Source organism: Arachnia propionica, assembly GCF_037055325.1.
Lineage (GTDB): Bacteria > Actinomycetota > Actinomycetes > Propionibacteriales > Propionibacteriaceae > Arachnia.
This window is the reverse complement of sequence record NZ_CP146373.1, coordinates 1,738,292-1,750,643: the sequence shown is the minus strand read 5'-3', so window position 1 is coordinate 1,750,643 and position 12,352 is coordinate 1,738,292. Positions and strand designations below refer to the sequence as shown.

The following is a 12,352-nucleotide window of genomic DNA, read 5'->3' as shown; positions in this document are numbered from 1 at the left end:
TGGTCCTTCCAGAACGGCCCTGGAATGACCCAAGCCCATGTGGAGTACACGATCGCTTGCTCCTTGCTTCCGCCCTTGACGCCAATCGCTAGCGCTCGCCAAGGTAAGTTTTCCTGTCAAGAAGATCGGCAAATCACCGGAAGGCAAGCGGATCGCAGGGATTTACCTGGATCACAGCCCAACCTTGCGAATAAGTTTCAGTGTGAGGGTCTGGTCGCTCTGCTGGGCGTGGAGGTCGTAGAGTTGGTACAACCAAATCTACTTTTATGAGCACGGGTGCAGAAAGGTAGCACGGGATGGTGAAAGATAGTGCCAGTTTAATCGACGAGCCGCGGTGGCATTTCGGCGCCGGGGCAGATGGTAAGCCCCGCTCCTACAACCAGTGGACCGCCGACTGTCGCAACGCCAATGGTGATGAAATCTGGCCCTATGAGGGCGACGGCAACGTGCGGGATGGCATGGACTCTAGTACGGTCGAGACGTTCTGGCGGGTCGATGACTACTTGGAGAGATATGGAGTCCGACTGGATCGAGTCGGCGATCCGCGTGGAGCATATCTCTTCGTCGTCAGCGGTCTGCGCCCTGCGGCTTTCGCGGAACGCTCCATTAGCCCGAACGCTGCGAGGCTTCCTTACCACAGGTATCGTGTGGCGGGACGGGAGATGTCATCCGGCTGGCGGATCGAGACGGGCCAGGTGGTTTGCGCCCATGGAGCCCGGGGAGGAGGCCAGCAGGTGCTGTTTCGTGACTCCAGCAATCAGCTGGTCAGCGTCGAGGAACTGACAGGGTTGGGTCTTCTGGAGGAGGTGCGGGAACGTGTCTGATTGTTTCGAGCGGCTGGTGTCGGTACTCAACAATGCAGGCGTGTCCGTGTTTGATGCCGGAGGCTTCCGGCTTATCGGACGTGAGAGTAACGCGCGTACCGTCGTTTTCTGGGAGAGCGTCGGGAAGTGGCGTGTAGATCATATGGACTGGGTGGATCAAAAGCCCGTCGCAACTTTTTCCACCGCTGATCGTGACATGGCGTTGCGGTGGTTGATTTGTTGCGTTGCGAATCAGTACCGGTACCGGATGGGGTGGCCATGGTTGTTGCCGCTGCGAGCGGTGCCGGGGTTCGCGAGAGGTTGGAGTGCGAGCCGCGTTTCGGAGGATAGTGAGAAACGTGGCATCCGGGCGATGGGTCAGCTGATCCGGCCTGACGGGGTGTCGGTGGAGGGGCAGATGCTTACCGCATTCCCGTCAGCTGTCGAATTGGCGGCCCTGTCGCATCTCATGGACTTGAGTCCCGACCAAGTGCTGGATTCCTATCTCACCCCGGAGGGCGGCGCCCTGGAGTTCTTGGTGGAGTCAGAGAACCCGGTGGCGGTTATGGGAGAAGGTTTTCGACGGATGGTAGCAGCCGTTGATTTCCGGGTGGTTGCGGACGAGGATGGTTTTCACTGGTCGGTGCCGGGCATGGTGTTGCACGTCTGGATAGAAGATGGCTGCTGGTGTTTTGGTCACACCGAACGCGGTGAGGAACGTACCATGGATCTCGTCAGCGTCGACCGCGATCTGGTACTCCGTTGGATTGCCTATGAATGGTTGAACGGTGTGCGTCGCAGCCGCGGCTGGCCGCAGATTATGGCGGGATACTGGAAGCCGGTGATGGCGCCCGGCTGGAGTCAGCAGCAGCTGGGCGATCGACACGGAATTTTGATAGGGCCCGGAGGCGATGCGACCGAGGTTATCCTGCACGCTTACTGGGTCAATGCCTTGGATGTGTTGTCGCATCTGATGAACCTGGACTTGGAGCAGGTGGTTGATTCTTTCTTGGCCGAAGATGGCGGCCTGCTGCGCGAGGTCGTCGATTCTGGGCCGAAACGCAGTAACCAGAGCGTGTTGGACTATGTTGCTCAGTATGGAGATCGTCTCGACCGAGTGGGCGACCCCCGTGGCAGCTATTTCTGCGCAGTGCCTGGTCCTAAACCCTATTCCTTCGAGCAACGGTCACTTCCTCCGAGCGCGGTGAAAGAACCCTACTATCGGTACCGTCTGCTGGATCTACCGCCGTATGTGACCTTGGTCAGTGGCATCATTGCTCCGTGGTTCGGCCAACCGGGCGGCGCGCGTCAAGTGCTCTTTCAAGTCGGCGAGATCCTGTTGACAGCTGAAGAGTGTATTGACCTGCACATTCTGGAAGGAGATTCCTGATGTCAATCATGGATGAGCTGGTATCTTACGCATCAGAAGCCGGTGCAGAGGTGACAGACGCTCCCGACGGGCATTCCATGAGTTGGAACGGCGGGCTTTATGCGCATCATTTGTGGCGCACGGATGATGAATGGTTCTATGGGTACAGCGAGCGAGGTCGGGAACGTGTCCCGACCATGTGGAGTCCGTACGATCAGCTCACGTACAAATGGGCAGCAAGCCGGATCGCGATCGACGCCCGGGCTGCGCTGGAACTCCCAGCTATTAATCTGCCTAATACTATTGAGACTTTGGGGCCCGAATGGCAAGTTGGTCAGCTGACCTTGCTGACGGGATGTCTGATTTTGGAAGGCGAACGAATTCCTGCAGAGGTGAGGACTATCTTTCCACAGTGCCGGCACCTCGTGGAGTATTCCTACCTGATGCGGTCGTCTTATGATGAAGTTTTGGAATCATACAGGAAATCCGACGGTGCCCCGTGTCTCAGTTCATTCGTATCGTGGTGATCGTCACGTCATTCTGGAGGGTCGCGCGGTGTGCGCGCTGTACAACCCCTCAGGGATTTGGTTCGAGCATGGAGTGCAGGTGTCCGCCGTCTTTTGTCAGGAGACTGTTGATTTCTTGTGTGAGGGTGAGGGGCATGAGGTGTGAGAGTGTGTTGAGGTTTTCGTGACGGGGGAAGACTGTGCGCATGACCATTGGTAGGTGGATGTTGTCTGGGCTGATGAGGCGCCCGTAGTCGTCGTATAGTTTTTGGACCTGCCATCCGGGTAGGAGGGTTGGGTTGGTTTTGTAGGTGAGGATGCTTGGCCATCCTTTGTTGAAGCGTACGATATTTAGTAGTTCGAGGGCTATCCAGCGCAGTACTATGTCGCGGTCGGTGCTCAGTATTTCTGCTGGTCTTTTCTCGCCGCGTTCGGTGTGGCCGAAGCGCCAGCAGCCGTCCTCGATCCAGAAATGTGGAACCCAGTCAGAGTATGTGTTTGGGAAGATGAAACCGTCCTCGCAGGGTGTGGTGTGGCCACCCCGGGCTTGGGTCAGGTGTTGGAAATCCTGCCCCATGGTGGCGACGGGGTTTCCGTGTTCGAGGAGGTGGTTTAGGGGTTCGCCGTTGGGGGTGAGGTAGGCGTCCAGGACTTGGTCGGGGGTTAGGTGCATGAGGTGGGAGAGGGCCGCGAGTTCTGGTGCGTGGGGGAAGGTGGTGGTCATGTCCATCGCGACCGGGGTGCCGTTGGGTCGGATGAGGCGTCCGGTGGCTTTGATGCTGTAGAGCACGGTTTGTTCGGAGGTTTGTTCGGCTGTCCAGCCGTTCGCGAATCCGGGGATGTTTCGCAAGGGTAGGAGGTAGGGCCATTTCTGTTTCTCGCGGTATCTGTTGGTGATGCGGCAAATTAGCCAGCGTAGGGCCACGTCTTGGTGTGGGGTGCTTAGAGTGGCGGTGGGGGTGTCGTCTCGTCTCGTCTGGTATCCGATGTGGTACAGGCCGTCGGTGTCCCAGAACAAGACGCCGCGAACGTTTTGTTCCCGGCTGAAGGACAGAAAATCTTCTTTTTTGTAAACCCCTATGTCTGTGTCTGTGAGGGTGGTGATGAGTCGTTCAAGACAGTCCAACAAAATCGGTTGCCCCCCTCAGAATTCCCTTGTCTAGTAGCTCGCTGACGCTCAAAGCTATTCCAGAGCGGTTAAAAATCTGGACCTGTGATGCTCCTCCGGGAGCTCCGTGCCAAGGATAAACGACCCCTCTGTCTATTCTGTATCCTTCGGGCAAGTTTCCCGTGAGCTCATACTGATAGTATGGTTGTTTCACCGATTCTGGAGAAATCGCGCGTTCCCCGAAGGTGGCAACTCGGCCATCATCAATTCCGCCGAGGAAGGATCCAAAAGGCCCTCCTACGCGATCAACTCTGTTGCCGTGATTTGATATATAGTCATCAATGCTGTTGTATCTTTCGATGCCTTTCGTTTTGTCCAATCCATTTTCGACAGGAAGATGCTCCGGATCTGGCCACTTGGATTTCCCTTTTTCGTCAAGGTACTCCTTGGCCCAGTCGTTGTACGAATTGGGTTTTCCGTCCGTGGTTCCGAAAATCTCCTTGGGGTTGTCAACCAGCCTGGTGCTGTCATCCATGGCCTTTCCGATATCTGCGTCAGTCCCGTTGTAAGGTTTGGGCTCCCGAATTAGCTTCAGAGCATCATCGATGGTTTCCGGGGTTTGGCTCCGGAGCCTCTCGACTTCAGGATCTATGTCATCGCCGGAGCCGTGATGGTTGTTGTGGTCGTCTCCGCCGTCGCCGTGGTTGTTTCCGTCGTCGCCGTGGTTGTTGTGGTTGTCTCCGTCGTCTCCGTGGTTGTTTCCGTCGTCTCCGCCGCCGCCGTGGTTGTTTCCGTCGTCTCCGCCGCCGCCGTGGTTGTTTCCGTCGTCTCCGCCGCCGCCGCTGCTGGTTTCGGGGGGTTCGTCGGCGTGGCGGGGTTCTGCTGTGACGGGGTCGGTTGGGCGTGTGGTGGGGTCGTCGTCGAGGGCGCGTTTGGGGGTGGTGGGTTCTCCGGTGGTGTGTCCGGGGGGTCCGTCTGGGGTTGTGGTGTTGCCTGTGTGGGTGGTGCTGTTGTTGGTCGAGGGTGCGTTGTCGGCTGTCATTGTGGCGTGTGAGCCGTCAGTGTGGGTGGGGGTGTTTGGTCCGCTGGTTGGGTTGGTGTTTCCGCCTGTGTGGGCTGGGCCTGTGGTGGGGGTGGTGGATCCGCTGCTGGTTCCGCTTGGATGGGTGCTGCTTCCTGGAGAGCCGGTGCTGCCTGCTCCGCTGCTTCCGCTGGTGTGTCCGGTGCCGTCATGCGTGTGAGGGGAGCTGTTGTGTGGGGATGTGACGTTGTTGTCGGTGAGGTGTGTGTTGGCGCCTCCGGTAGGGTGGTGGGTGCTGTTGCCGCCCCCAAGACTTGAGCTGCCGAGGTTTTCGCTGGAATGAGAGGAAGGTCCTCCGGGGGAAGTGGCTCCTACAGAGGAGTGTGCGGTCGCGCCGACAGGAACTGCGTTGTCAATGTTGCGGCTCGAGGGGTGAGCCTGGCTGGTGTACGCCAGGTCCGGGCTGCCGAGGTTTTCATTGGAGCGGATGGAAGGTTCTCCGGGAGAAGTGGCTCCCACAGAAGAGTTTGATGCCACACCAGCGGAGGCGGTGTTGTTGGTTTTTCCGTCTGAGGGGTGGGGGGTTCCTTTGGAGTAATCGGCACCGCTGCCTGTGAGGGTTGTGCTGTTGTTGGTTGAGGGTGCGCTGTCGGCGGTCATGGAAGCATGTGAACTGCCGGGGTGGGAACCAGCCGAGGGAGCCGGCGCCCCATCCGTGGGGGCGGTGTTGTTGGTTTTTCCGTCTGAGGGGTGGGGGGTTCCTTTGGAGTAATCGGCACCGCTGCCCGTGGGGGTGGTAGGTCCGCCGCTGGCCCCGCCCGGATGGGTACTGTTACCTGAGGAGCCGGTGTTGCCTGTTCCGCTGTTTCCACCGGTGGGGCCTGCGCCACCGCCAGAACCCGTGCTTTCACCGGGATGGTCTGCACCCCCGCTGCCGGTTGTGGAGTTCGCGTTGTCAGCGGTTTTGCTGGTGTTTTGGCCGGTGTTACCGGGGTTGTCTCCTTTGCGGAAGAGGTCGTCGATTTTGTTTTTGAGGGTGTGGAAGAGGGTTTTGAGGTCGGTGAGTTTCTTGACGAGGTTGCGGGCGCTGGTGACGAGGTTTTTGACGTTGCGGCCGACTTGGCCGATGAGGGATGCGATGCGGGTGGCGATTTGTTCGGCGACGATGGGCCAGGCTAGGCCGAAGGTGGCGATGAGTTCTGCGGCGTAGGAGAGGATGGAGCCGACGACTTCGCTGATGGCGTCGCGGACGAAGTCGTGGACGAATTGGACGATGAAAGCGGTGACCTCGAGGGCGGTGCCGATGGCGCCGGCCCAGGTGCCGGCTGCGTTGATGACGCGTGTTATGTCGCCGGCTGCGCCTTGGTAGGCGGTGATGGTGCGGCCGTTCATGTCGGCCAGGTCGGTGGTGACGTGGGAGGCCATGGTCTCGGCGGTGGCCTGGAGGTGTTTTTGGACGTTCTTCCAGGTGGCGGCGTGGGCTTTGACTTGGTCGGCGTCGCCGGTGAGTTGTTCAAGCCAGGTGTTGAAGGGTTGGACGTGGTCGAGGACCCAGCCCAGGCCCATGGCGATGAGGGTGCCGATGGGGTCGGATGCGGCTGCGGCGGCGTCGAACGCTCCGCCGACCACGGCGAGGCCGCCTGCTACCCAGTCTTTGTCGTTGATGGCTTGGACGAGGGCTTCGCCGTCTTCGAGGAGAAAGGTTCCTGCCAGAGGCGTGGTGGTGTCTTTGCGTTCGGCGACCAGGGGATTTGTTTCCGGCATGCTTGATCACCCGCCCATCCGGGCTGCCAAGTGTGCGCTGTAGCCGCGACCCGCACCGCCTGTAGTAGATGGTGTGGCGGTGGTGGGGGAGCCGTGGGTGGTGTGGGTGGGGATGTCGGTGTTGCGGAAATCGTGCATGGTGCCGGTTTCGGAGGCTTCGAAATCTGCTGCGACTTCCTGGACTTGGGTGGCCAGTCTTTCTACCGCGTCTCCGGAAGACGAGATCGCTAATCTAGCTAGTTCTTCGACTAGGAGTAATGGTGGTGTGATTAAAGGGCCGATCATCATCCCCAGGCAGCCATCGGAGATACTTGCTTGTCCGGCCGCGTCAAGGGCTTGTCCTACCGCGTCACTGACCTGCCCCAAGTGGCCGGCATGGGAACGTAAACCCTCAGGAGAAACCTGAAGCCCATCCACCACACACCCTCCCAAAAACATACAACAATCAACAAAACACCCATCCGAGAGCACACTGCTCGAGACAAGCTCCACGGATAATTGTAAGTGGTCCGCAGAGGCGGGTGGGGCAGGTCCACAGAATTTCTTCAGGCGCGCGGGATGGGGCGCGGCAGCGTGCGGTGAAGCCCCGTCGGGGCTGCCGGGACGGGGTCTGGAAATCTGGTGGTTCTTCGCGAAGTTGCCGAATGTCGGCTCCGAGGACCTGTTCGGTGGCTAGACTCCACACCAGAAAGGCCGCGCGTGCGCGTTGCCGTGGCGGTCCCCAACGAGTACGCAGTGTTGGAGGCAGTGATGAACCTGGGCAGGATCGTACGTGGCCTGGCTACGGCAGCTTCAGTGGTTGTGCTGAGCCTGTCCCTGTCGGCCTGCTCCTCGGGCGGACCATCGGCACCCGCGTCGCAAGGGGGAGCGGGCAACGGGGCGGCGGGAGAAGTCGATGGCCTCGTTAAGGAGTTCCTCGACAAGGACCTGGTATTGCAGGATCGGTACGAGGAACTGAAGGACAAACCCTTCCGGCTGAACTCCGACGGTACCGTCACCGGGCCGTCCGAGACCCTGCTCTACATGTCGAAGGCGACGAACTGGCGATTCAAGGACGGCACCCTTGACCTGTGCACTTCGCAGGACTGTACCCACTGGTCGGCCTGGACCGTGGCCACGGGCGAGTCTCCTTTCAGCACGGGGAAGGCCTACGTGCTGACCTTGGCGAACGCGGAAAAGGACAATGGAGCCCCGGTGACGCGCACGCTCATCGTGGTGGGGTGATTCGACCGACGGTGGTCCCGCCCGGGACGGAGGTCACCGACTATCGCTCCGGGGTTTCTCCGTTCATACGCTTACTGATCGACCTGTCCTGGACGAAATAAAAGATGGGTGCGACCACCGGGTCGCACCCATCAATTACTCGCAGAACACGCTACTTCTTGTGGTAGCGGGGAGAGGTGGCGTATTCGGAGATGTCGGGGTAGTTGGCGACAATGGCGTCATCCACTCCGCGATACACGTAGGAGCTGTCCGCCGGGAGATTGACTGGATCTATCAGGCCATCTTGGTAGTCAGCCAGCGTCTGCTGATTGGGCAGGGCGCCGGGAATTTTCTCCCACAGGGGGTTGCTATCCTCCAAGGAGGTCGGATCCTCGGTGAGGAACTTCACCGGATCGATCAGCCCCCACCCGTACTCCTTGGTCCATCCCTGCCCGTTGTTGTTGGCGGTGTTGATGAGGGAACGGATCAGCTGATTTCCGGTGGCATTCGGCCACTTCTGCTTTCCCAGGGCCAGTAGGCCTGTCACCATGGGAGTGGAGAGAGATGTACCTTTTGCATTTGGGATGATTTTTGTCAGATTTCCATTCGCATCGGGTTCGCGATCAGTGATTCCTTCTCCCGGGGCCATGATGGTCAGGTGGTCCCCGTAGGAGGAGAAATCTGAGCGTTTTCCAGTCAGATCAGTGGCGCCAACCGCAACCACGGTATTGAGGGTTCCATAGCTTATGTTTTGCTCAGTACCGGTGTTGTCGGCGCCGGCGATGATGGGTACCCCCAGTTGTGCGGCTCTGGCCATTACTGAGGCTTCTCCCTGATCGGGGCCGGCCACGGACAGGCTGATGATGTCCACCCCATCGTTGAGGGCCCGGTTGATCTGCGCGTTGACGTTGTTGTCCGTGTTCGGGTCATCCGAGCACTTCTGTCCGGGAAGGTCCCGGTTTTTCATGAGGTGAGCCGTGTAGTTGACGATCTTGGCCTCGGGCGCCCAACCCCAGTCTTTGTTCCCCAGAATCGAGGCGACAATCGTCGAGTGAGACGTCAGGGTCGGGTTCGGCTCGAAATCGCACGGCGTCTTGCGCTGCTCGATATTCGCCCCCTGCAATTCGGGGACACTCATGTCAGGGGCGTTCTCAATATAGGCGATGGTCACACCCTTGCCGGTGTAACCCTTAGCGTGGAGGTCCTTGAGCCCCAGCATGTCGGCGTAGTCCTGATGGGTGATTGCATCGTCGGCCACCGCGGCGGGAACACCCACCAGGGGGAGCGCCAGCGACGCAAAGGTCGCCAACGCTCCTGCCCGGCGCAGGATTTTCCTGCGGAAGGTCACCACTTGTCCTGTTCCTTGGTGTCCAAGGGCTGCAAGGAAGAGGCATCACCGGCGCCGAAGAGGGAGGGATCCACGGCAGCGGCGTCCTCGTCGTCGTCGATGCGCACCACCTGGTAGCCCACCAGGTTGCGGGACTTCTTGTTGTCCTTGCCGCTCCCCGCGCCACCGCCGGCGCCGAAGGCGCCCATTCCGGCGCCACCGCGGGCCGCGGCACCGGATGCTGCTCCACTCGCGGCTCCCGCGCGGGCCGCGTTCGCAGCGGTCGTTCCCGTCAGGCCACCGGTTGTGCCGCCAACCCCCGTGCCGCCAACCCCCGTGCCGCCGACACCACCGATGCCACCAATGCCACCGACACCACCGATGCCAGCGATACTCCCGGCACCGCCGATGCCACCGATTCCGCCGGCGCCGAGGGCACCCATGCCGCGGGCCGCCAGGGCTCCGGCACCACCGCCCGCGATGGCGCCGATGCCCGGCGTGAGCATTCCACCCGCGATACCGGCCTTGGGTTCACCCACCGACCCGATGGCGGGATGCGAGTAGTCAGAACGCCACCGGGGGTCATTGGCGTTGCCCACATCTGCGGGCAGGTATCCGCCCACCGGGCCGTCGGCGGTCATGCGGGAGTTGATGGGGTACTTGAGTGCGTCCTGGGGCCATTGGGCGTCCTTGAAGGATCCCACCCCGCCGGATGCGACCGGAGAGGTGGTGCGCATGATGCCGTCGGCTCCCGAATGCAGGCCGGAGGCGTACTTCGCCGCGGCGGCAGCACCGGCTCCTCCCACTCCGATTCCGGAAATCACACCCGCTCCGCCACCGCCGGGAATGCTGCCCCCACCAGCGCCGCCACCGCCGGGAATGCTGCCCCCACCAGCGCCGCCACCGCCGGGAATGCTGCCTCCACCAGCGCCGCCACCGCCGGGAATGCTGCCTCCACCAGCGCCGCCACCGCCGGGAATGCTGCCTCCACCGGACTCGTCGCCACCCCTCTGCCAGTTCTTCTGTGTATCGGGAGCGTCTTCCTGATAGGGCTTGACCTCAGGGCGGTTGCCTTTCAAGCTCTTGGCCATGACGTCCAAGGCCTTCTTGGAGAGCTCCTCGCGTTTCAGGTTGTTCTGCTGGGAGACTCCCTCGAGGTACTTTTCCACGGGCATGAGAACACCCGCCCACTCCACCTTCTCGGTGATGTTCTTGATGCCCGATTCCAGGGGGGAGAGCAGCTCCGGGGAGAGATTGCGGAAGGTCTCCCCGGCATCGGATATGGCCTTGCGGGCGGCCTCGTGGCTTTCCTCGAGGTGCTTGATGTTCTTCTCGTGCAGATCGTAGGCGCTCAGGTAGCTGCCGAGCTGCTTGTCGATCATCTCCCCGACCTTTCCGGTGAGGCCGGGATTCTTCTTGACATCCGTCACCAATTTGCGCGCCCTCTCGAGGGCGGCATCCACCTGGAATTGGTTCATGGTGTCGAATATGCCATCAACGAAGCTGATCAGCTCCGAGACGTTTCGCAGCCTGTCGTAGTAGGGGCTGTCTGAGGCCGTGCAGACGTTTCCTGACATGGTGTCAGCCTTCCTGGGACGTGGAGGTGTTGATCGGGGGGAGGGAAGCCGTGGGCGCGTTGTAGGTGTAGGGGCCTGGGCCGGTCGTGGTGGTGGAAGGCATCGCTGCCGCCTGGAGCTTTGTCTGCAGGTTCGCCTGGATGGCTTCGGCGTCCTGCTCGTCGTTCTCCATGGCCTTGACGGTGTCCTGGAGGGCCTCGACGAACTTGTCGATGCGCTCCCCCAATGTCTTGAACTCGTCTCGCATGACGAGCAGGTTCTGCTGGTAGCTCTTTCTGTAGGCGACGGCAGCGTCCTCGACGCCCCACTTTTTCTCCGTCTGGGCGTCGTGCATGTGTTCGAACTGCTTGGCGAGATCGTAGTTGGCGGGACTCGCTTCGTCTCGCATCGTCTTCTCGGTCTGATCCGTCTGATTCTTGTCGTAGCTGTATCCGTCGCCACCCGCGCCGTATCCATCGCTTCCCGCTTCACCGGCTGGGGCCGAGGTGGCGGAATAAGCCCCTGCGGGCGGGGCGGCGGCGCCGTTGCCGACTGGCTGGGCCGTCTGGGGCGCAGAGGCGGTGCTGTTCGATTCTTCGGCAGAGGGGGTGCTGCCAGTTCCCCCATACGTGGGATGCGACATCTGATGCTCCTGCAGGGATGAAATTTGAGGTCGCATACATCATAGGTGCTAGACGGGTCGTGCTGAAGCGGTGAGCCCTGCACACCAAGGCTTTATGGGCCCATCGACGAGGTCCCGAACCTCCGGCATTCGATCACGAGCGCAGGATGACGGAGGGTCTTTCGTAAATGGTGTAACTCACCCCCACCAGCCGGTCACGCCGATAGAATGATGCATCGTCGTCGGCGCCAACATTGCGCCCTAAGCCGCCCATGAGACCGGAGCCGCCCATGCACGTCGACTACCACAACCTGGAACTCGCACGACAGGTGCTGGACCGCCAGGTCAACGACCACCTTCCGGGCGTGAAGAATTTCCGAGACAAACCGTCCTCCGGGATGAGCTGGTCCCTGCACCGGGCTGGTGGTCCGGACTGTTTCCAACGGACTCAAGAAAATGGCTGATCGGTTCAGACTATGGGGGATGCTCGACGCCAACCCCACCGCGAGGATGGTCGTTCGGGGAATCGACCCGGTTCCCCTCGTGGAGCTCGCCCGAGCGAGCCTGGGTGGCCTGAAGTGGGGAACCAGGTACCGGGACGCGAAGATCCAGTGGCAACCCGCTCTGCGTGGCGACTCCCCGTGGGTGGTGCACGTCATGAGCCGGGGGGAGAAGTCGGGTTGGAAACCGAACTTGACCGATCTGTTTCCGGAAGATTTCAGCCTGATCCCCGGCATCCGGGAACACATGGGGGAACAGTACGCCATCCTGGCCGCCCGTCCCCTCGAACCGGCTCTCACCGACGTCGTCATCTCCGTCGAACAACGCTACGAGAGCGCCAACAAGAACCTCTTCGCCGAGAAGGCCCTGGAGGTCGTCGTGAAGGCCGTGGAAGCCCAGGGCCACAGGGTGGAGCAGATGCAAGCGGTCAAGCCCAAGGATCTGGAACAGGCATGCCCCCTCAACAGGGAGACCCGCGTTCTGGTGGAGAAGGAGGCCAAGCGGCTGAAAAAGGCCGCGCGGAAAGGTTTCTAGCGGTGCGGTGAGGGGGTGTGTCGCGTGTATGCGACACA

Annotated in this window: 12 protein-coding genes; 6 read left to right on the top strand and 6 right to left on the bottom strand. The window is 60.8% G+C overall.

Going from position 1 to position 12,352, the window contains the following annotated elements; genetic code table 11:
• Window positions 1–296 precede the first annotated feature (296 nt).
• The 3 genes from V7R84_RS08125 to V7R84_RS08115 are packed head-to-tail and all read left to right on the top strand — an operon-like array spanning window position 297 to window position 2,699.
• Window positions 297–824 carry a TNT domain-containing protein gene (locus tag V7R84_RS08125; RefSeq protein WP_338567843.1) on the top strand — a complete coding sequence of 176 codons (528 nt, stop codon included), beginning with the start codon at window positions 297–299 and terminating at the stop codon, window positions 822–824.
• Window positions 817–2,193 (top strand): glycohydrolase toxin TNT-related protein, encoded by a 1,377-nt coding sequence (locus tag V7R84_RS08120; RefSeq protein ID WP_338567841.1) that lies wholly within the window; start codon window positions 817–819, stop codon window positions 2,191–2,193. Before V7R84_RS08125 ends, V7R84_RS08120 begins: the two co-directional genes overlap by 8 nt.
• Window positions 2,193–2,699 (top strand): hypothetical protein, encoded by a 507-nt coding sequence (locus tag V7R84_RS08115; RefSeq protein WP_338567840.1) that lies wholly within the window; start codon window positions 2,193–2,195, stop codon window positions 2,697–2,699. The genes V7R84_RS08120 and V7R84_RS08115 overlap by 1 nt, the downstream gene beginning before the upstream one ends.
• A 49-nt stretch (window positions 2,700–2,748) precedes the next feature.
• Here V7R84_RS08115 and V7R84_RS08110 read toward each other — a convergent pair whose 3' ends face one another.
• The 3 genes from V7R84_RS08110 to V7R84_RS08100 form a co-directional block, all read right to left on the bottom strand.
• Window positions 2,749–3,696 carry a hypothetical protein gene (locus V7R84_RS08110; RefSeq protein WP_338567839.1) on the bottom strand — a complete coding sequence of 316 codons (948 nt, stop codon included), beginning with the start codon at window positions 3,694–3,696 and terminating at the stop codon, window positions 2,749–2,751.
• 94 nt (window positions 3,697–3,790) lie between these two features.
• Entirely contained in the window at window positions 3,791–6,571 is a 2,781-nt protein-coding gene (locus tag V7R84_RS08105) for a glycohydrolase toxin TNT-related protein (protein ID WP_338567837.1), read from the bottom strand.
• 6 nt (window positions 6,572–6,577) lie between these two features.
• Complete coding sequence (locus V7R84_RS08100) at window positions 6,578–6,988, bottom strand: hypothetical protein (protein WP_338567835.1); 411 nt, start codon at window positions 6,986–6,988, stop codon at window positions 6,578–6,580.
• Window positions 6,989–7,270: 282 nt separating this feature from the next.
• On the opposite strand from V7R84_RS08100, the gene V7R84_RS08095 reads away from it, so the two are divergent.
• Window positions 7,271–7,795 (top strand): hypothetical protein, encoded by a 525-nt coding sequence (locus V7R84_RS08095; RefSeq protein WP_338567833.1) that lies wholly within the window; start codon window positions 7,271–7,273, stop codon window positions 7,793–7,795.
• A 151-nt stretch (window positions 7,796–7,946) separates the two neighbouring features.
• On the opposite strand, the gene V7R84_RS08090 is transcribed toward V7R84_RS08095, so the two are convergent.
• From V7R84_RS08090 to V7R84_RS08080, 3 genes are read right to left on the bottom strand one after another with little or no spacing between them, the layout of a single operon-like run.
• Window positions 7,947–9,125, bottom strand: a complete 1,179-nt coding sequence (locus V7R84_RS08090) for a S8 family peptidase (RefSeq protein WP_338567832.1) — start codon at window positions 9,123–9,125, stop codon at window positions 7,947–7,949.
• On the bottom strand, window positions 9,119–10,678 hold the full coding sequence (locus V7R84_RS08085; RefSeq protein ID WP_338567830.1) for a hypothetical protein: 1,560 nt from the start codon (window positions 10,676–10,678) through the stop codon (window positions 9,119–9,121). The genes V7R84_RS08090 and V7R84_RS08085 overlap by 7 nt, the downstream gene beginning before the upstream one ends.
• Before the next feature lie 4 nt (window positions 10,679–10,682).
• Window positions 10,683–11,300: a hypothetical protein gene (locus V7R84_RS08080; protein ID WP_338567828.1), complete on the bottom strand. Its 618-nt coding sequence runs from the start codon at window positions 11,298–11,300 to the stop codon at window positions 10,683–10,685.
• Between the two features lie 269 nt (window positions 11,301–11,569).
• Here V7R84_RS08080 and V7R84_RS08075 point away from each other — a divergent pair, with 269 nt between their 5' ends.
• Complete coding sequence (locus V7R84_RS08075) at window positions 11,570–11,743, top strand: hypothetical protein (protein WP_338567826.1); 174 nt, start codon at window positions 11,570–11,572, stop codon at window positions 11,741–11,743.
• A 19-nt stretch (window positions 11,744–11,762) separates the two neighbouring features.
• Window positions 11,763–12,314: a hypothetical protein gene (locus V7R84_RS08070; RefSeq protein ID WP_338567824.1), complete on the top strand. Its 552-nt coding sequence runs from the start codon at window positions 11,763–11,765 to the stop codon at window positions 12,312–12,314.
• Window positions 12,315–12,352: the final 38 nt, after the last annotated feature.